14 protein-coding genes are annotated in these 18,507 nt (G+C 66.5%); 9 read left to right on the top strand and 5 right to left on the bottom strand.

Annotated features, from left to right (window positions below; all coding sequences use genetic code 11):
• Positions 1-9 precede the first annotated feature (9 nt).
• On the bottom strand, positions 10-903 hold the full coding sequence (locus AC1D3B_RS00460; RefSeq protein WP_478188701.1) for a LysR family transcriptional regulator: 894 nt from the start codon (positions 901-903) through the stop codon (positions 10-12).
• Positions 904-1,007: 104 nt separating this feature from the next.
• Between AC1D3B_RS00460 and AC1D3B_RS00455 the strand changes: the two genes are divergently transcribed.
• The 4 genes from AC1D3B_RS00455 to mmsB all read left to right on the top strand — a co-directional run bounded on the left by AC1D3B_RS00455 (position 1,008) and on the right by mmsB (position 5,878).
• Positions 1,008-2,531: a CoA-acylating methylmalonate-semialdehyde dehydrogenase gene (locus AC1D3B_RS00455; protein ID WP_478188700.1), complete on the top strand. Its 1,524-nt coding sequence runs from the start codon at positions 1,008-1,010 to the stop codon at positions 2,529-2,531.
• A 10-nt stretch (positions 2,532-2,541) separates the two neighbouring features.
• Positions 2,542-3,696, top strand: coding sequence for an acyl-CoA dehydrogenase family protein (locus AC1D3B_RS00450; protein ID WP_478188699.1), 1,155 nt, complete (start codon positions 2,542-2,544; stop codon positions 3,694-3,696).
• Positions 3,697-3,828: 132 nt separating this feature from the next.
• A complete protein-coding gene (locus AC1D3B_RS00445; RefSeq protein WP_478188698.1) occupies positions 3,829-4,944 on the top strand; it encodes an enoyl-CoA hydratase/isomerase family protein in 1,116 nt (371 codons plus the stop codon).
• Between the two features lie 34 nt (positions 4,945-4,978).
• Positions 4,979-5,878, top strand: coding sequence for a 3-hydroxyisobutyrate dehydrogenase (gene mmsB, locus AC1D3B_RS00440; RefSeq protein ID WP_478188697.1), 900 nt, complete (start codon positions 4,979-4,981; stop codon positions 5,876-5,878).
• Between the two features lie 97 nt (positions 5,879-5,975).
• Here mmsB and AC1D3B_RS00435 read toward each other — a convergent pair whose 3' ends face one another.
• Positions 5,976-6,518, bottom strand: coding sequence for a hypothetical protein (locus AC1D3B_RS00435; protein WP_478188696.1), 543 nt, complete (start codon positions 6,516-6,518; stop codon positions 5,976-5,978).
• A 488-nt stretch (positions 6,519-7,006) separates the two neighbouring features.
• On the opposite strand from AC1D3B_RS00435, the gene AC1D3B_RS00430 reads away from it, so the two are divergent.
• The 5 genes from AC1D3B_RS00430 to AC1D3B_RS00410 all read left to right on the top strand — a co-directional run bounded on the left by AC1D3B_RS00430 (position 7,007) and on the right by AC1D3B_RS00410 (position 15,135).
• Complete coding sequence (locus tag AC1D3B_RS00430) at positions 7,007-9,268, top strand: type I secretion system permease/ATPase (protein ID WP_478188695.1); 2,262 nt, start codon at positions 7,007-7,009, stop codon at positions 9,266-9,268.
• The gene (locus AC1D3B_RS00425; RefSeq protein ID WP_478188694.1) at positions 9,265-10,554 is read left to right on the top strand and encodes an HlyD family type I secretion periplasmic adaptor subunit; all 1,290 of its coding nucleotides are present in this window, start codon (positions 9,265-9,267) and stop codon (positions 10,552-10,554) included. The genes AC1D3B_RS00430 and AC1D3B_RS00425 overlap by 4 nt, the downstream gene beginning before the upstream one ends.
• Before the next feature lie 2 nt (positions 10,555-10,556).
• Positions 10,557-12,221, top strand: coding sequence for a TolC family protein (locus tag AC1D3B_RS00420; RefSeq protein ID WP_478188693.1), 1,665 nt, complete (start codon positions 10,557-10,559; stop codon positions 12,219-12,221).
• Between the two features lie 162 nt (positions 12,222-12,383).
• A complete protein-coding gene (locus tag AC1D3B_RS00415) occupies positions 12,384-13,319 on the top strand; it encodes an acetoacetate decarboxylase family protein (RefSeq protein ID WP_478188692.1) in 936 nt (311 codons plus the stop codon).
• 82 nt (positions 13,320-13,401) lie between these two features.
• Positions 13,402-15,135 (top strand): dipeptidase, encoded by a 1,734-nt coding sequence (locus AC1D3B_RS00410; RefSeq protein ID WP_478188691.1) that lies wholly within the window; start codon positions 13,402-13,404, stop codon positions 15,133-15,135.
• A gap of 10 nt (positions 15,136-15,145) precedes the next feature.
• Here AC1D3B_RS00410 and AC1D3B_RS00405 read toward each other — a convergent pair whose 3' ends face one another.
• Genes AC1D3B_RS00405 through AC1D3B_RS00395 form a run of 3 tightly spaced genes read right to left on the bottom strand, consistent with a single transcriptional unit; the run spans position 15,146 to position 18,499 of the window.
• Positions 15,146-15,757 (bottom strand): DUF2894 domain-containing protein, encoded by a 612-nt coding sequence (locus AC1D3B_RS00405; RefSeq protein ID WP_478188690.1) that lies wholly within the window; start codon positions 15,755-15,757, stop codon positions 15,146-15,148.
• 4 nt (positions 15,758-15,761) lie between these two features.
• A complete protein-coding gene (locus AC1D3B_RS00400) occupies positions 15,762-16,409 on the bottom strand; it encodes an OmpA family protein (protein WP_478188689.1) in 648 nt (215 codons plus the stop codon).
• Complete coding sequence (locus AC1D3B_RS00395) at positions 16,409-18,499, bottom strand: DUF802 domain-containing protein (RefSeq protein ID WP_478188688.1); 2,091 nt, start codon at positions 18,497-18,499, stop codon at positions 16,409-16,411. Before AC1D3B_RS00395 ends, AC1D3B_RS00400 begins: the two co-directional genes overlap by 1 nt.
• Positions 18,500-18,507 lie beyond the last annotated feature (8 nt).

Here is an 18,507-nt window from a genome sequence, read left to right as displayed (position 1 = left end):
ATCTTCGCCTCACCCCTCCGGCAATAACAGTGGGCGCTGAGCCTCCACGGTCTGCCTCAGGAAATCCCACGTGGCCTTCATGCGGGCAAGATGACGAGTCTCGGCCGGCACCGACATCCAGAACGTCCGCGTGAAGTTGGCCTCGTCCGGCAGCACCCGCCGCAATGACTTGTCGCGTTCGGCAATGAAGGCGGGAAGCACCGAGATGCCTGCACCCGCCAAGGTCGCCTGGTATTGCGCCAGGATGCTGGTGCTACGCAGCGCAAATGAATCCGGCCTGTACAACTCGTCGAGGTACTGCAACTCCTTGCTGAAGAGCAGGTCGTCCACGTAGCTGATGAACGTGTGGCCGCGCAGATCCTCTCGCGATCGGATCGCACCGTGCTTCGCGAGATAGGGCTTCGATGCATAGAGGCGAAGCGCATAGTCCGTGAGCTTTGCCACCACCACCGGCCCACGCGCCGGCCGCTCCAGCGAAATCACGATGTCGGCCTCGCGCCGCGACAGATGCACCAGGCGCGGCATCGCCAGCAGGTCGATCACCAGCTTCGGATGTTGCTGCGCGAAAAGCGCAAGCTGCGGTGCCAGCACGATGGTGCCGAATCCTTCCGTCGCACCGATACGCACCAGACCCGAGAGCCCTTCGTCCGAGGCCGGTGTCGCGCTTTCGACCGTGAGAAAGGCATGCTCCATCGCCTCGACCTGCGGCTGCAACCGGCGGCCCGCTTCGGTCAGCCGGTGTCCGTCGGCCTCCCGCGAGAACAGGGCCGTGCCCACCTGCTTCTCCAGCGCCTGGATGCGGCGCGCCACCGTCGTATGGTCGACCGCGAGCCGCCGCGCCGCGCCGACCAGCGTGCCCGAACGCGCGAGTTCCAGGAAGAAGCGCAGGTTGTCCCAATCCATGATGTGCAATTATGCAGATCGCGAGTGCGAATTTGTCTATTGCCATGGCAAAAGTGCAAAGCTAGCATCCGACTCCTGCACCCCCCAATCTGGAGACAAAGTACATGGACGCCACCACCACGCCCGCCACGAAGACCGCCACCGTCAAGCTGCTCATCGGCGGCAAGTTCGTCGAATCGAAGACCACCGAGTGGCGTGACATCGTCAATCCGGCGACCCAGGAAGTACTGGCCAAAGTGCCGTTCGCCACGCCGGCCGAAGTCGATGCGGCGGTCGATTCCGCCAAGGAAGCCTTCAAGACCTGGCGCAAGACGCCCATCGGCGCCCGTGCCCGCATCTTCCTGAAGTACCAGCAACTCATCCGCGAGAACATGGCCGAGCTGGCCGCGATCCTCACCGCCGAGCAGGGCAAGACCTTGCCCGATGCCGAAGGCGACGTGTTCCGCGGCCTTGAAGTGGTCGAGCACGCAGCGGCCATCGGCAATCTGCAACTCGGCGAACTGGCCAACAACGTCGCCAATGGCGTCGACACCTACACGCTGCTGCAGCCGCTCGGCGTCTGCGCCGGCATCACGCCCTTCAACTTCCCGGCGATGATCCCGCTGTGGATGTTCCCGATGGCGATCGTCACCGGCAACACCTTCGTGCTCAAGCCCTCCGAGCAGGACCCGATGGTGACGATGCGCCTGTGCGAACTCGCGCTCGAAGCCGGCATCCCGGCCGGCGTGCTCAACGTCGTGCATGGCGGCGAGGCGGTGGTCAATGCGATCTGCGACCACAAGGACATCAAGGCGATCTCCTTCGTCGGTTCGACCAAGGTCGGAACGCACGTCTACAACCGCGCCACGCTGGCCGGCAAGCGCGCGCAATGCATGATGGGTGCGAAGAATCATGCCATCGTGATGCCTGACGCCAACAAGGAACAGACGCTTAATGCGCTGGCCGGCGCAAGCTTCGGTGCCGCGGGCCAACGCTGCATGGCGGTGTCGGTCGCGGTGCTGGTGGGCGATGCACAAAAGTGGGTGCCCGACCTGGTCGCGAAGGCGAAGACATTGAAGATCGGCGCTGGCACCGAGAAGGGCGTGGATGTCGGGCCACTGGTGTCCTGCGCAGCCTACGACCGCGTCAACGGCCTGATCGAACGCGGCGTGGCCGATGGCGCGACACTGGCACTCGACGGACGCAAGCCCACGGTGCCCGGCTACGAGAAGGGCAACTTCGTCGGCCCGACGGTGTTCGCCGACGTCAAGCCCGGCATGAGCATCTACGACCAGGAAATCTTCGGCCCGGTGCTGTGCCTGGCGAACGCCGCGGACATCGACGAGGCGATCGAGCTCATCAATGCCAATCCGAACGGGAACGGCACGGCGATCTTCACGCAGTCGGGTGCGGCCGCGCGTCGCTTCCAGGAAGACATCGACGTGGGGCAGGTCGGGATCAATGTGCCGATCCCGGTGCCGGTGCCGATGTTCTCCTTCACCGGCTCGCGTGCATCGAAGCTGGGCGACCTGGGGCCGTACGGCAAGCAGGTCATCATGTTCTACACGCAGACGAAGACGGTGACCGAGCGGTGGTTCGACGACAGCACCGTTTCGCACGGCGTCAACACGACAATCAGCCTCAAGTAAGCTCGTCCGCATGGACTTCGAGCTAACTGGAGAGCAGCGGGCCTTCGCTCAAACGGCGCGAGAGTTCGCACAGGCCGAATTCGCGCCGCATGCCGGCCGGTGGGACGCGGAAGCGATCTTCCCCAAGGAGGCGATCGCCAAGGCCGGCGAGCTCGGTTTCTGCGGGCTCTATGCGCCCGAAAGCGTCGACGGTTTGGCGCTGCCGCGCCTCGATGCGACGCTGGTGTTCGAGGAGATGGCGGCGGTCGATCCGTCGACCACGGCCTTCATCACGATCCACAACATGGCGACGTGGATGCTCGGAACCTGGGGCGGCCCGGCCGTGCGCGAGCGCTGGGGCGCAGACCTGACGAGTGGTCGGAAGCTTGCGTCGTACTGCCTGACCGAACCGGGCGCCGGATCGGACGCGGGCTCTCTCAAGACACGCGCCGAACTGCAAGGCGGCGAGTACGTCATCAACGGCGGCAAGGCCTTCATCTCCGGTGCCGGGTCGACCGACGTGCTGGTGCTGATGGCGCGCACGGGTGGTGGCGGAGCGAACGGCATCTCGGCCTTTGCGGTGCCGGCCGACACGCCGGGCGTCAGCTACGGCAAGAAGGAGCACAAGATGGGCTGGAACAGCCAGCCCACGCGCACCATCAATTTCGACAACGTCCGCGTGCCGGCCGAGAATTTGCTGGGCAGTGAAGGCGAGGGCTTCCGCATCGCGATGAAGGGGCTCGACGGCGGGCGCATCAACATCGCGACCTGTTCCGTCGGCGCGGCGCAAGGGGCGCTCGACGCGGCGCGGCGGTATCTGCACGAGCGCCAGCAGTTTGGCAAGCCGCTGGCGAGCTTCCAGGCGCTGCAATTCAAGCTGGCCGATATGGCGACCGAACTGGTCGCGGCGCGCCAGATGGTGCGTCTCGCCGCCAGCAAGCTGGACGCTGGTCATGCCGACGCCAGCACCTATTGCGCGATGGCCAAGCGATTCGCCACCGATGCCGGCTTCAGCGTGTGCAACGACGCGCTGCAACTGCACGGCGGCTACGGCTACCTGAGCGAGTTCCCGCTGGAGCGGCTGGTGCGCGATGCGCGCGTGCACCAGATTCTCGAAGGCACGAACGAAATCATGCGTGTCATCGTCGCCCGCAAACTGCTCGAAGGCGATAGCGATATTCGATGAACCCCCAGGCTTGCCCACTTCGTGTGGCCGCCCACCCCCTTTTCAAGGGGGCAACACCGGCGGCCCGGCGCAGCCGGTTCCGCGGTGTTCCTGGCTTTGCGCGCGGCTCTGTTTTGTTCTTCTTTGCCTGAAATGACTGATCCTGTAGTTCTCTTCAACGAAATCAAGACTGCCGGCGGAATGCGCTTCGGCGTCGCTACCCTCAATGCACCTGCGTCGCTCAATTCGCTGTCGGTGGCGATGGTGCGGCTGCTCATTCCGCAATTGCGTGAATGGGCGCAGGACGAGGGCGTCGTCGGCGTGCTGATGGATGCGAGCGGCGAGAAGGCCTTCTGCGCCGGTGGCGATCTGCGTCAGCTCTACCAGACGCTGCTCGACTGCGGACCAGAGCGCAACACCTATGCGGAGAGCTTCTTCAGCGAGGAGTACGAGCTCGACCATCTGATCCACACCTTTCCGAAACCCTTCCTGTGCTGGGCCCACGGCATCGTGATGGGCGGCGGTGTCGGACTCATGGCGGGTGCCTCGCACCGCGTTGTGACCCTGCAGAGCCGTGTCGCGATGCCGGAGATCAACATCGGGCTCTATCCGGATGTTGGCGGCAGCTGGTTCCTGCGGCGTGCGCCTGGGCGGGTAGGGTTGTTCCTCGCGTTCACCGCGGCGCCGCTGAATGCGGCCGATACGATCTTCTGCGGCCTGGCCGACATCGTGGTGCCGCAGGAGCGAAAGTCACAGGTGCTGGAGGCTATCGCCAACCATGCATGGAAGGGAGAGGCCAAGGCCGATCGTGCCGCGTTGTCGCGCTTTCTCGCGGAGGCCGGCGAGGGCGCGGAGAAGCAACCGTCCAAGGTGCGCGAGCATTTCGACACCATCAACGAACTGATGGCTGGCGACGATCTCCTCGACATCGCGAAGCGCCTGCGTGACCTGAAGTCCGACGATGCGTGGTTGCAGACGGCCGCCAGGACTTTCGCCAAGGGCGCGCCCAGTTCGGCAGCCGTGTCCTTCGAGCTCTGGCAGCGCGTGCCGCGCATGTCGCTGGCTGAGGTGTTCCGGCTCGAATACTGGGCATCGCTCGGTTTCTGCGCCCACAAGGACTTCGCCGAGGGCATCCGCGCAGTGCTGATCGACAAGGACCGCAATCCGCGCTGGAACCCGGCGACGCTTGAAGAGGTCACGCCCGAATTCGTCGAAGACCACCTGCGCGTGCGCGCCGACGGCCCGCATCCACTCGCCGCGCTCGCCTGAACCGACCCCCATCAAAGCAACGGAGACACACCACATGAAGATCGCTTTTATCGGCCTTGGCAACATGGGCGGCCCGATGGCACTGAACCTGCAAAAGGCCGGCCATGCGGTCAGTGCCTTCGACCTGTCGGCCGATGCGTGCAAGAGGCTGGGCGCAGAGGGCTTGGGCATCGCGAAGTCGGCGCTCGACACGCTGGCTGGGGCCGAACTGGTGATCAGCATGCTGCCGGCCAGCCAGCACGTCGAGGCGCTCTACCTCGGCAGCGATGGCAAGCCGGGATTGCTCGAAAGCATTCCCGCTGGCACGCTCGTGATCGACAGTAGCACCATCGCCGCCGCGACCTCGCGCAAGGTGGCGGAAGCAGGTGCGAAGCGCGGCGTGGCGGTGATCGACGCGCCCGTGTCGGGCGGCACCGGCGGCGCCATCGCGGGCACGCTGACCTTCATGGTCGGCGGTTCGGAGGCCGACCTGGAACGGGCGCGACCCGTGCTCGAAAAGATGGGCGCCAACATCTTTCATGCCGGCAGCGCGGGTGCGGGCCAGACCGCGAAGATCTGCAACAACATGCTGCTCGGGATCCTGATGATCGGTACGTCAGAGGCCATTGCGCTGGGCGTTGCCAACGGACTCGATCCCAAGGTGCTGTCCGAGATCATGCGGCGCAGTTCAGGTGGCAACTGGGCGCTCGAAAAATACAACCCGCTGCCCGGTGTCATGGAGACGGCACCGGCCTCCAAGGGCTACGCGGGGGGCTTCGGCACGGACCTGATGCTCAAGGATCTGGGTCTCGCGCAGGAGAACGCGGCCGCGGTGCGCGCGGCAACGCCGCTCGGCGGACTCGCGCGCAACCTCTATGCAGCGCACAGCCTCGCGGGGCACGGCGCGCTGGACTTCTCGAGTGTGATCAAGCTGGTTCAGAGCAAGCCCACCTGACGGGCCCGCTTGCACGACGGGCGACTTGGCGTGTTCGTGCTCGCGACCGGTGGCGCATGGAGCATCGTCGAGGTCAGATTCGCCGTCGACGCGGGGATCAGTAGCCCAGCGTCGGATTGCGTCGTGCCTCGTCGCGTCGGCGCTCCTCGCGCACGAGATTGCAGCGCGGGTGGCGGGTGTATTCCGGCTTGTCGCAGTGAGCGGCTTCGCACCGGGCCGCAAAGATGAAATTGAGCGTTTCGCAGCCAGTGCGCGGATCGAGCGCTATCGGACGCGTCGTCGGTGCGGCGACGCGCGGCGACTGCCGATGCTCGGGCAGCTGCGGCGCCGACACGATCGCAGTTTGCCTCGGTGTGGGCGCCGGACCCGGTGGGACTTCCACCTCTCCTGCGGCCAATGAGTTGCCGACGGGCACGGGCTCCACGGGCGTCGGCACTTCCTGCACCCTGGGCGGCGTCGCAGCTGCCACTGCCGGCGGGGCGGACGGGGCAGGCCGCGGCGACAGGACTTTCGCTGTCTCTGGTGGACGCGAGGGGACCTTGCGCGTCACATAGACAAACCATCCGAAGAAGCCGAGCGCTATGGCGAGTATCAGCAGGCCGATGTAGATCCAGAACCTGCGCATTTCGGCAGACACCATGATGCGGGCCGGCCCTTCCGTTGCACCAGCCCGGGACGAGGTGTTGACGGGCCTCCTCGGCCTGATCGAATCCAGCAGGGACGGACCGGTCGCGGCAAAGCCGGGCAACTTGCGCGCGCAACCGTGACAAAACTTCGCCGCGTCGCGATTCTCGGTATTGCAGACAGCGCAGATCACCGGCATTCATGGCTCTCCAGAGGCGTGGGTACGCGATGCTCGAATATGCGCATTGCGGTAGCGCGATGTCTGCCAGCCGCCTCCTACTTTTTCCCCCAATGCCGGTTTCGCCAGGCAAGAGACGGGGCCAACAATCTTTCAGAAGTTTCTCGGTCAGGCTGTCCTGTTTTCTTATTTCTTATTGCTGCCCCGTTCCATAAAGTCGATCGCATAGGCTGATTTTGGCTTTCGATCATCGCGACAGCGATCGCCGGCAACACGCCGGGCACGGGCAGGACTGCCCTCGCATCCCGATTCAACAAGGAATTTCAATGGCGGCAGTGATGGCCCAGGAGGACGTGCTCGTGAAGGCGCAGCCCACAATGGACGCGGAAGAAGATCAGGACGTCCTGCTGGCTGCGGTGCATTGGCTGTGCGCGCACTACGGTGTGGTGCTGAGCGAGGCGGCGCTGCAGGCTGGGTTGCCGCGCGAGGCACGAGTGACGCCGTCGCTGGCTGTGCGGATGCTGGAGCAGGCGGGGATCGATGCGGGGTGGGTGAGCCGGGACGTGGGCGGGCTGCTGTCGTACCTGTTCCCTGTGGTGGTGCTGCGCAAGGACGGGCGGGCGTGCGTGCTGACGGCGCGCCACGGCAGCGGCGGGAGCGCGAGCTACGACGTGCTGCTGCCCGAGGCGCACGGCGTGAGCGTGAAGCTGAGCGCGGCCGAGGTGTCGGAGTTGTACGGGGGTCAGGCGCTGCTGGCCAAGCCGCAGCCGCAACTGGACGACCGCGCCGGCCCCGAGGCCGAAGCCAGCGAAGGCCACTGGCTGTTCGCCACGCTGTGGCGCTACCGGCGCTACTACGCGAGCGCGGCGCTGGCGGCGCTGCTGATCAACGTGCTGACGCTGGCGAGCACCTTCTTCACCATGAACGTGTACGACCGGGTGGTGCCCAACCAGGCCTACGTCACCTTGTGGTCGCTGGCCATCGGCGTGTGCGTGGCGATCGTGTTCGAGACCTGCGCGCGCCATGTGCGCTCCCACCTGGTGGACGTTGCAGGCAAGAAGGCCGACCTGATCCTCGGGGCGATGCTGTTTCGCAAGCTGCTGGCCACCCGCATGGAGCACAAGCCCGCCTCCTCGGGCTCCTCGGCCAACCAGCTGCGCGAGTTCGAGTCGGTGCGCGACTTCGTCACCTCGGCCACCATCTCGACGCTGTCGGACCTGCCGTTCTGCCTGCTGTTCGTGGGCATCATCGCGCTCATCGGCGGTCCGCTGGCGCTGGTGCCGCTGCTGGCCATCCCGGTCATCATCGTGATCAGCGTGGCCATCCAGTGGCCGCTGGCGCGCGTCATGCAGGAGAACCTGCGCGAGGGCTCGCTCAAGCAGGGCCTGCTGATCGAATCCATCGAAGGCATGGAGTCGCTGAAGGCGGCGCGCGGCGAAGGCGTCATGCAGCAGAAGTGGGAGAACTTCAGCGCGCTGGCGGCCACCAGCTCGATGAAGTCGCGGGCGCTGTCGAGCCTGGCGGTCAACGTCGTCACCTTCGTGCAGCAGATCCAGACCGTCATCATCGTCGTGTGGGGTGTGTACCTGATCCACGACGGCACGCTCACCATGGGGGCGCTGTTCGGCACCGTGATGCTCGCCGGGCGCTCCACCGCGCCGCTGGCGGCCGTGGTCGGGCTGGCGGTGCGCTTCCAGCAGGCCAAGAGCGCGCTGCGCTCGCTCAACCAGGTGATGGCCAAGCCGTCGGACCGGCTGGCCGACCGGCGCTACCTCGCCAAGCCGGAGTTCGCCGGCCACATCACCCTCAAGCGCATCAACTTCGCCTACCCGGCGCCACCCATGCAGCCGGCACCGCCCGTGCTGCAAGGGGTGAGCCTGGACATCCGCCCCGGCGAGCGCGTGGGCATCCTGGGCAACATCGGCAGCGGCAAGTCCACGCTGCTGCGCATCATGGCGGCGCTGTACCAGCCCACCGGCGGGCAGGTGCTCATGGACGGGGTGGACGTCGGGCAGATCGACCCTGCGGACGTGCGCGCGGCCATCGGGCTGCTGAGCCAGGACGCGCGGCTGTTCCACGGCACGCTGCGCGACAACGTCACCATCGGCAACCCTGCGGCGAGCACCGAGGAGTTCCTGCGCGTGGCGCGGCTGACGGGCATCGACGCCATCGCTGCGCGCCATCCGCGTGGCTACGGCATGCCCATCGGGGAAGGCGGCCACGGGCTGTCGGGCGGCCAGCGCCAGCTGGTTGCGCTCGCGCGCTGCCTGCTGCTGCGCCCGAGCATCCTGCTGATGGACGAGCCCACCAGCTCGATGGACCTGCAGACCGAGCACCACTTCCTGCGCCGCATGGCAGCGGCCACCGAGGGGCAGACCGTCGTGGTGGCCACCCACCGGCTGTCGGTGCTCGACCTGGTGGAGCGCATCGTGGTCATGGACGGGGAGGGCAAGGTCTTCCTGGATGGGCCGAAGGAGGCGGTGATGGAGCGCCTGCGCGGTGGTGGCGCTGCCACCACCACCAGCGCCACCAACACAAACGCCAACAACACGAACAACAACACCAACCTCGAAGGGAGCCCGGCATGAGCGAAGCCAACGCGGTCGCACTGGCGACCCCCACCCCGCCGGCCGTGACCGGGCAGGGCGCAGCGCCAGGCCCGAGCGGGCGCGCCCGCGCGGAAGACATCGCCTTCGTGCAGGACCTGCGCGCGGCCATGCTGGTGCAGAAGACCCCCGGCAGCATGCTGGTGCTGTACCTGATCGCGACCCTGCTGGTGGTGGCAGTGGTGTGGGCGCACTTCGCGAAGGTGGAGGAGATCACGCAGGGCGAAGGCCGGGTCATCCCCGCGAGTCGCGAGCAGGTCATCCAGAGCCTGGAAGGCGGCATCCTGGAGGCGCTGCTCGTGAGGGAGGGCGACGTGGTGGAGAAGGGCCAGATCCTGCTGGAGATCGACGAGAAGCGCGCGGGCGCGGCCTACCGGGAGGGGCTGTCCAAGGTGCTGGCGCTGAAGGGGGCGATCACGCGGCTGCGCGCGGAGGCCTACCAGAAGCCGCTGGACTTCCCGCCGGACGTGAAGGCGGTGCCCTCGATCGTGCGGGATGAGACCGATGCCTTCAATGCGAGGCGCCAGTCGCTCAACGAGAGCGTGCAGGCGCTGCAGCGCAGCCTGGAGTTGGCGCAGAAGGAGATCGAGATGTCCGAGCCGCTGTCCAGGCGCGGGCTGATGTCGGAGGTGGAGATCCTGCGCATGAAGCGCCAGGCCAACGAGTTCCGCCTGCAGATCGCGGAGCGGCAGAACAAGTTCAAGGCCGAGGCCAACTCGGAGCTGACGCGGCTGGAGGGCGAGCTCGCGCAGGCCAAGGAGAACGTGGGCGGGCGCGAGGACGTCATGAGGCGCACCACCGTGCGGGCGCCGGTGCGCGGCACGGTGAAGAACATCCGCATCACCACCATTGGAGGGGTGATCCAGCAGGGGGCGGACATCATGGAGATCGTGCCGCTGGAGGACCAGTTGCTGGTGGAGGCGAAGATCAAGCCCTCGGACGTGGCGTTCCTGCGGCCGGGGTTGCCGGCGACGGTGAAGATCTCGGCGTACGACTACGCGATCTACGGCGGGCTGAAGGGCACGGTGGAATACGTGAGCCCGGACACGCTGAAGGACGACGAGAAGTCGCGTGCGGGGCGGCCCGACGCGACCTACTACCGGCTGGTGGTGCGCACCGACAAGGCGGCGCTGGCCGCGGGGGGCAAGGAGTACCCGATCATCCCGGGGATGATCGCCACGGCGGAGGTGCGCACGGGCGAGAAGACGATCCTGAGCTACCTGCTCAAGCCGGTGCTGAAGGCGCGTGAAGCCTTCCGGGAGCGATGAGCGTGGGCGGGAAGAAGAACACCTCGAACACCTTGGCATCGCCTGCCGCGCGAAGTCGGCTGGCGCGGGCGCTCGTGCTGCTGCCGTTGTCGCTGGGCGCGGAGGCGATGGCGCAGGCGCAAGCTCAGGCACCGCGGGTGCTGGAGTGGGGCAGCTTCGCCGACGAGGGGCCTGCGGCGGCCAAGCCGTCGGTGACCAGGCCCGCGGCTGCGAAGCCGGCACCGGTGGCTTCATCCACGCAGGCAGCGGCACCAGCACCGAAGCCTGTCGCTGCGCCGGTGCCTGCCCCTCCACCGCAGCCGCCCGTCGCAAGGGCCGAAGCGTCGTCCCCCGCGCCGCCGCCGCGCGAGAAGCAGTGGAAGGACATCGAGCCACCGGTGGTGGCCAGCCTGCCTGCTCCCAGGCCGAAGGACATGCCTGCCGCGTCCGCCAGCACCGCCGGCCCGGACGGCGGCTGGCGCGACTTCCTGGAGCGCACGGTGGCCAAGGCGCTGGCGATCAGCCCGGACGTGCGCGAGGCCACCTCCAAGTGGCAGGCCTCGCAGTTCGACATCGACGAGGCCAAGGGCCAGCGCTGGCCGCAGGTGCAGGTCGGTGCGGCCACGCCCTCGGCGACCTTCGGCCCCGGCACCAACGACTCGGCGCGCAATGCCATCGGCAACGTGCAGGTGAGCACCCCTGTGTACGACTGGGGGCGCATCAGTGCCACCGTGGAGAGCCGCACCGAGACCGCCAAGGCGGCGCAGGAGCAGATGCTGCAGGTGCGCCAGCAGGTGGCCTACGACACGGTCAACGGGCTGATCGAGCTGCGGCGCAACCAGCAGGCGCTGGCGATCAGCGACGCCTACGTGGCGCGCATGGGCGAACTGGTGGACATGCTCGCGGAGATCGTCAAGGTCGATCGCGGCCGCGACAGCGAGCTGGTGCAGGCGCGCGGGCGTCGCCTGCAGGCGCTGGCCAGCCGCGACCTGGTCGTGGCCCGGCAGCGCGAGGTCCAGATCAGCCTGGCCAAGCTGGTCGGCGAGGAGGTCAGGCTGCCGGCGCAGCCGTCATGGAACGCGCCCGTGCTGGACGTGCAGGAGGCGTTGCTCGCAGCGCCCGATCATCCCTCGCTGCGCCAGGCGAGGGCGGAGGCGAAGGCGGCGGACCTGTACGCGCAATCGGTGCACGCCTCGCGCCTGCCGCAGCTCAACTGGGTGGTGTCCAAGACCACGCAGCAGGATGCCTACGGCAACGTGCAGCCCTGGGCGACCGGGCTGTCGGTGCAGTGGACCGCCTTCCAGGGCGGCTCGGGGCAGGCGGCGGAGCGTGCGGCCTTCGGCCGTGCGCAGGCCAGCCAGGACAAGGCGGCGGTGGCCACGCGCGACCTGGAGTACCGGCTTCGCACCTCGGCGCAGCAGCGCGATGCGGCCCTGGGCAGGGCCAAGGAGTACACGCCCCTGATCAAGGACTCCGATCGGGTGCGCAAGATCTTCTTCGAGCAGTGGTACCACCTCGGGCGTCGCACGCTGCTGGATGTGCTCATCGCCGAGGGCGAGCTCTACAACAACCAGATCGCCCAGGTCAACAGCCGCTATGACGGCGAGGCCGCCGACCTGCGCATGCGCGCCGACGCGGCATTGTTGCTGCCTTGGGTGTTCGGGGGCCGCGACGCCCTGAACCAGTAGCCCGTCACAGGCCGTTTCATCCCTCCGCCGGAGGATCGACATCGCGCGCGAAACGGCGCAAGGTATGCCTTTCGCTCACGCGCCGGAGGATTTGTGGATCAAGCGCCTCCCCACGATCGATCGCCACGACACCCGGCCTGGTTCTCGTGGATCGACACGCTCGTGACCTGGCTCCGCAGGCTTTGGCCCGGATGGCGGAACAGCGTGGTGGCCGTGGCGCCGCCCCTGGCGCCTCCTCCCCTGAATCCCCTGGACCCTGCCAACTTCGTGGGAAGCTACACGCCGAGTTCGACATCCGTCGTCAACGGCGGGCAGGCGACCTATGAAGGCGCGATGTTCGTCACGACATTGAATGCCACCCTCGTCACCGCCGCATTGCCTCCGGGATTGAGCCTGGCGGAGCACGCCGACCCCGGCGCGACGCGACATCCGGTGATCCTCATGATCGGCAAGCAGGGTGACCTTTGCTGGGTGCGCAACGGCGCGCCGATCAAGGCCGGTATTCCGCCTTACACCGAGCTGATCCTGCTGATCCCGTACACCGTCCGCAGCACGGGAACGAAGTGGCACAACTATGCCGTGCGCATGTACCTCGACAACCTGAACGCCGTCGTGGTCGGTGACGCCGTCTACGCCTATGCCAAGCAGTTGGCCTCTTTTGCGATCCAGTCCACGAAGACGAAGGTGCTGCAGTTTGGCGCATCGGTCTTCGAATGCGACGTCCAGCCCACCGGGCCCTCGGTCAGCGGTGCCCCTGGCGCACCACTGCCTGCGGGGTTCGCGGAGATCCAGGAAATATTCCGGATGCCGCTCGTCGGCTTTTTCGACAGCGGTCCACCCCTGCCTTTCCCGCCGCCCAACTTTCCGTTCAGCTGCTCGTACTTCGAGTGGGACTACACCAATGCCCAAGTGACGCCAGCGAGCAGTCTGTTTACCTTCGTGCAGGAATTCAAGCCGGGCATGCAGGGCTGGGTCGCGCTGGGACAACTCTCGAACACGCCGCATGGCGCGTTCAGGCTTGGCGGGTTGCGCTGGCGACTCTCCGCCGAACTGCCCCCGTGGCTTCCCCACCAGCCGCCGGCCTGCAACTTCTTCTGATGTTATGGGATAGGGAGCGCCGAGCGCTGCAGCCTGCGTAGACTCGCACGACTACGCACATTCCCTGAATCCGGATCCCGTCATGAATCGATCGACTCTGTCCGCCCTCTCGGCGGCACTCGCACTGGCACTCGCCCAACCCGCGCTCTGCGAGACGCTCAAGAGGCCCGAACTCGACAAGCTCGTCGCAGCCCAGCAGGCTGCCCCTTCGACCAGCTTTCGTGCCTTCCTCGCGCAGGCCGCGAGGGTGAACCCCGGCCTCAAGGCCAGTATCGCCGCGTACGAAAGGAAGACGCCGCTCACCGGCGACGACCTCACCAACATCAGCCGGCTGCTCGGCCTCTACAACCGACTGCACAACCAGAAGGCGGTGATTGCTTCCCTGGAGGCGATGGTCGCGATACCGACCGTGCGCGACGACAAGATTCCGCCGCACGAGAGCAAACCGATCATCGAGTTCGGCCAACTCGTCGAGAAGATGGCCAGGGACTTCGGCCTCCAGTACCGCAACGTCGACAACCGCATCTTCGAAGTCAAGCTGCCGGGCCACGGCAAGGAGGAGTTCGGCATCCTGACCCATGCCGACGTCGTGCCTGTCGTCGCGGACGAATGGGTGCTCGACGATGGCACGAAGCTCGACCCCTTCAAGATGACCCGCGTAGGCGACTACCTCTACGGCCGCGGCACCATCGACGACAAGGGTTCCATCGCGGCGGTCCTCTACGCGATGAAGACCGTGAAGGAGAGCGGCTTGCCGCTCGACCGCACCATCCGTCTCATGATCGAGACCACCGAGGAAACGGGCGGTGACGGCATGAAGTACTACCGGGCGAAGACGCCACTGCCCGACTACAACATCGTGCTCGACAGCAAGTACCCGGCCGTCGTTGCCGAAAAGGGTTCCGGTGCGCTGAAGGTCTTCTTCCCGGTCGACTCAGTGGATGGTAGCAACGCCGCTCGCACTTCGATCACCGCGATGACCGGCTCGGCCTCGGCCAATGCGATCCCGCAGACGGCCACCGCCACGCTGAAGGGTGGTGACCTGAACCAGGTCGCCGCGCGGCTGGAATTCGCGAAGATGCCCTTCATCCAGAAGTACGAAACCCAGGGAGGCAAGTTCAGCATCGACATCGTCAAGCAAGCCGACAGCGTGGAGGTGAAGGTCACCGGCGTGTCCGCGCACGGTTCGCGGCCGGAGGAGGGCGTCAACCCTTTGCCGCGTCTTGCGCTGTTCCTGCAGGAGTCCGCCACGGTCACGGGCGGCAACCAGTACAGCAAGGCCATCAAGTACCTCAACGATCTCTACGGCACCGGCTACCTCGGCGAAAAAATGGGTATGGGCTACGGCGACGAGTTCATGGGCCCGCTGACGATGTCGCCCACCCTCGTTCGCGAGAAGGACGGCAAGCTCGAAGTCACCGCCAATGTGCGCATGCCGCGCGGGAACACGCCCGAGAAGCTCACGCAAGCCGTCAACGAGAAGATCAATGCATGGGCGGCAAGCAACCAGGCGACGATCGAGATCGACTACCAGCAAGGCGACTGGATGGCGCGTGATCCCAAAGGCGCCTGGCTCTCGACGCTGCTCAACATCTTCGGCGACACCACCGGTCTCGAAGCCAAGCCCGTGCCGACCGCGGGCAGCACGACCGCCAAGCTGATGCCCAACGCCATCAATTTCGGTCCGGCCATGCCGGGCAAGAAATACACGGCGCACAACGCGAAGGAATTCAAGGAAGTCGTCGACCTCGACGCGGACATGCAGATGTTCACCGAGATGCTGGTGCGCATCGGCAATCTCGGCAAGATGCAATAGCCGGCCGTCGTCAGCCCGATTTGCCGCGGCTCGTCTTCTTCTCGGCACGCGGTGCGTCGGTCCCGCCGAGTGCAATGGCGCCATGGAGCTGCTCGAGCCCCAGCAGAGCGTCGACGTACGAGACGAAGCGGTTGAGATATTCCGGCGACAGGTCGCGCATCAACCGGAGCGATCGATGCACGAGATGATGGGAGTTGAGCGGGCCGGCATTCAGCGGCACCGTCGCCAGCGATTGCGTCAGCCGTCGTTCGGCGCTGAGCCGTGACCAGGTGCTCCTGAAATGCGTGAGTGTCTTCAGCTCGTCCTTGGCCGCTGGCGCGTCATCGATGGATGACGCATGCCTGGCGATGTGATCGACGAGCGCACCGAGCGCACCACGCTGAGGTCGGGACTTCTCGTCCTGCTTCGTGGCGTTTTCACCGGCGTCGCGTGCCTTCTCGAGATCCTCGCCATACACCGCGAGCAGCGCGGACACCTTGTCGTCCAGGATGCGCCGGGCTTCGCCGCGATGGTTGGCTGCCCGCCCGGCCAGCGCCTCGACGAAGCGAAAGCGGACAGGGTCGAAGCGATGGTCGCCACGGGCGCGCCATGCATCGATCGTCGCCGCGGCGTCGATGGCCATGTCACTACTCACGGGACTTCACGACGGCGTTGGACGGCCTCGGCGTGGGCGCCATTTCCACCCGCCGGTTCTTCGACCGGCCATCGGCATCGGCATTCGACGCCACTGCCTGCTCGGAGCCGAACGCTGCAGCGAAGACCGAGGACGACGGGATGCCTTCCTCGATCAGCGCACGCGTCACCGTGAGGGCACGCTGTGCCGAGAGCTCCCAGTTGTCGGCGAACTGGCGATTGCCTCCGCGCACCTGCCGGTCGTCGGTGAAGCCGCTCACCATCAGGATCTCCTCGCGTGCCTGCAGGTAGGCGGTCAGGGGTGCGGTCAGGGTCTTCAGCAGTTGCCGGCCTTCGGGTTGCAGCTCGGCGGAATTGACTGCAAACAGCACGCTGCCGCTGATGCCGATGCGCCCGTTGTTCAGTGTCACCCGGCCTGCTGCCAGCGGGCCCGCCAGCGCCTTCTCCAACGCGTGCAGGCGCTGCGCCGCCTCCTGCCGCTGCCTGATCTCGGCCTCCAGCTTCGTCGTGAGATCGAGCTGCATGCCGACCACGCACACGAGGATCAACACGAAGGCCCCCAGGAGCCCCGACATCAGGTCGCCGAAAACGGCCCAGACGGGCACCGTCGGCTCCACGCCGGCGTCGAGTTCCTCCGTCATCACGCTTCGCTGCCTATGGCGGAGCGGTTGCTCGCGAGTTGCTGCAGATCCTCGACGATCTGCTTCTGCGACATGATGCTCAAGTCGATGACTTCGCGGGCCTGCGCCACGTAGTAGTCCAGTTGCTCATCGCTGCGCGCGATGGCCTTGCCGAGCGCACCTTCGATGCGCTGCAACTGCGCCACGAGCTTCTCGTTCGATTCGCTGAACAACTGGACGCCGAAGCCGAATGCCTCGCCCAGGCTGGCGACCTCGACCGCGCTGCCGGTGATCTGCGCGGCGGCGTCAGTCATCTTGACGGTTTCCGCATCCACCTTTTCGTTGAACTGCGTGCCGACACGGCCCAGCAGATCCGCCGACGCGCCGACCAGCGCGTCGATCGCCGAGCGCTGTTCGGTGGAGGCATGGTTCACGGCACTCAGCAGGGTCTCCAGCGTCTCGAGGATTCGGCTGCGCTCCTCCAGCATCGCGTTGTCGCGCGCCATGCTGTCGGACAGCTTCTGGCGCAGTTCGGCGATCACTTCGGCCGCGGCACGAGGCGCATCCGAAGCGGCCTGCATGAGCTGGGCGATCTCGGCGATCGTGTTCTTCGCATGTGCCTCGTTCTGGGCGGAGATCTCGCGCGCGGTTTCGGCCAGCGTCTTGCAGATCTCCTGCTGCTGGGTCTCCGTGCGCGTGCCGGCCTCCTGCCACTCCTGCTGGAGCGAGGTGGCGATGGCTTCGAGCGCCTGGGTCCAGGCTGCAAGTCGTTGCGTGTCCCGCGACGCCATCTCGGTCTGCAGGCTCGCATGCGCCTGGTCCACCGTGCGCAGGAGCGAAGCCGAATGCGACTCGAAGGTGGCCGCAGCCGCGGCCAGCGCCCCTTGCGTGTCCGTCGACAGCTGCTCGCTGACGCGCGCTTGCTGCGCCAGGGCGTTGCTCCATGTTCCCGACACGTTCCCGACCGCGGTTTCGAGGCGGCCGGACACGTTGTCCACCAGCGATACGGATCGCCGCTCGAAGGTCTCGGCGAACTGGTCGAGCGACGCGCGCAAGTCCCTCGACAACGCTTCATTCGTGTTCTGCTGCCCGACGAGCGCTGTCTTCCAGAGATCCGCGACTGTCGACGTGCTGGCCTCGAAGCGACTCGAGAGTCCATCGAGTTGCTGTTGCACGCCGTGCTCGACCGTGCTGTGCAGCGACGCGGTTTCGCGCGCAATGCTGGCCATCGTGGCTTCGACGACAGGCTGGATCGTCGCACTGGCCGCGCGGGCGCTCTCGGTCAGGCTCTCGTTCAATGATCGGCCGACGGAGGAGGCCAGGTTCGCATACACGGCTTCAGCCTTGCCGTGGAAGGTGTCCTGACTGGCGACCAGGCGTTCGTTCAGGGCCTGGCTCTGTTGCTCGATGGCCGCCATCATGGCCTGCAACCGATCGACCAATGCCGGCATCATTTGGCCCTGTTGCTGCAGCAGCCTGAAGGACTCCTCGCGCTGATGGGCCAGGGAGAAGACGCGCAAGGTGGTCGCAATGCGCGTGTCGAGCATCTGTGCGCTCTGCAGCCTGTCGCGGCGGCACAGGGCGGAGACGAGTCCCAGCATCGCCGATGCGGCGACGCCCGCGAGCGAGGTGCCGAATGCCACGCCCAGGCCCTTCACTGGAGCCGCCAGCGAAGCGCGCATGCCTTGCAGGTCCGATGCGCTCTCGAGCGCCGTGCCGGTGCCGTTCAACGTGACGACCATGCCGAGGAAGGTGCCGAGCATCCCCAGCAGCACCAGCAGCCCTGCAAGGTAGGGCGTCAGCGCGGGGCCCGGCAGCGCGACGCGTTCACCCTCGACGCGCAGTCGCACGGCGTTGCGAAGGGAAGGGTGCAACTGCTCGAGCCACTGGCCCAGGCTCGTCGGCGGCGCGGGCATGTCCGTTACGGCATGCGCCAGGGTGGCAGTGGCCTGATCGAAGCGATGCAGTTCCAGCGCGCCCATCAGGTAGAACGCGCCGATCAGTACCGTGATTGCCAGCGCCAGCGGGTTCGTGCCGACGTATCCGATGCCGACCCAGCAGACGGCGACGAGGCCGACAAGGAAGGCGGTGAAATGAAGAAATCTGGTCATGGGGGCCT

It is taken from the genome of Variovorax sp. P5_A3 (genome assembly GCF_056400665.1).
This window is presented reverse-complemented; position numbering and strand designations above follow the sequence as displayed.

Excerpts from the sequence above, each read along its gene's own strand:
- AC1D3B_RS00430 (WP_478188695.1), top strand. The coding sequence starts at position 7,007 with ATGGCGGCAGTGATGGCCCAGGAGGACGTGCTCGTGAAGGCGCAGCCC.
- AC1D3B_RS00405 (WP_478188690.1), bottom strand. The coding sequence starts at position 15,757 with ATGGCCATCGACGCCGCGGCGACGATCGATGCATGGCGCGCCCGTGGC.
- AC1D3B_RS00455 (WP_478188700.1), top strand. The coding sequence starts at position 1,008 with ATGGACGCCACCACCACGCCCGCCACGAAGACCGCCACCGTCAAGCTG.
- AC1D3B_RS00450 (WP_478188699.1), top strand. The coding sequence starts at position 2,542 with ATGGACTTCGAGCTAACTGGAGAGCAGCGGGCCTTCGCTCAAACGGCG.
- AC1D3B_RS00400 (WP_478188689.1), bottom strand. The coding sequence starts at position 16,409 with ATGACGGAGGAACTCGACGCCGGCGTGGAGCCGACGGTGCCCGTCTGG.
- mmsB (WP_478188697.1), top strand. The coding sequence starts at position 4,979 with ATGAAGATCGCTTTTATCGGCCTTGGCAACATGGGCGGCCCGATGGCA.
- AC1D3B_RS00410 (WP_478188691.1), top strand. The coding sequence starts at position 13,402 with ATGAATCGATCGACTCTGTCCGCCCTCTCGGCGGCACTCGCACTGGCA.
- AC1D3B_RS00435 (WP_478188696.1), bottom strand. The coding sequence starts at position 6,518 with ATGGTGTCTGCCGAAATGCGCAGGTTCTGGATCTACATCGGCCTGCTG.
- AC1D3B_RS00460 (WP_478188701.1), bottom strand. The coding sequence starts at position 903 with ATGGATTGGGACAACCTGCGCTTCTTCCTGGAACTCGCGCGTTCGGGC.
- AC1D3B_RS00425 (WP_478188694.1), top strand. The coding sequence starts at position 9,265 with ATGAGCGAAGCCAACGCGGTCGCACTGGCGACCCCCACCCCGCCGGCC.
- AC1D3B_RS00445 (WP_478188698.1), top strand. The coding sequence starts at position 3,829 with ATGACTGATCCTGTAGTTCTCTTCAACGAAATCAAGACTGCCGGCGGA.
- AC1D3B_RS00395 (WP_478188688.1), bottom strand. The coding sequence starts at position 18,499 with ATGACCAGATTTCTTCATTTCACCGCCTTCCTTGTCGGCCTCGTCGCC.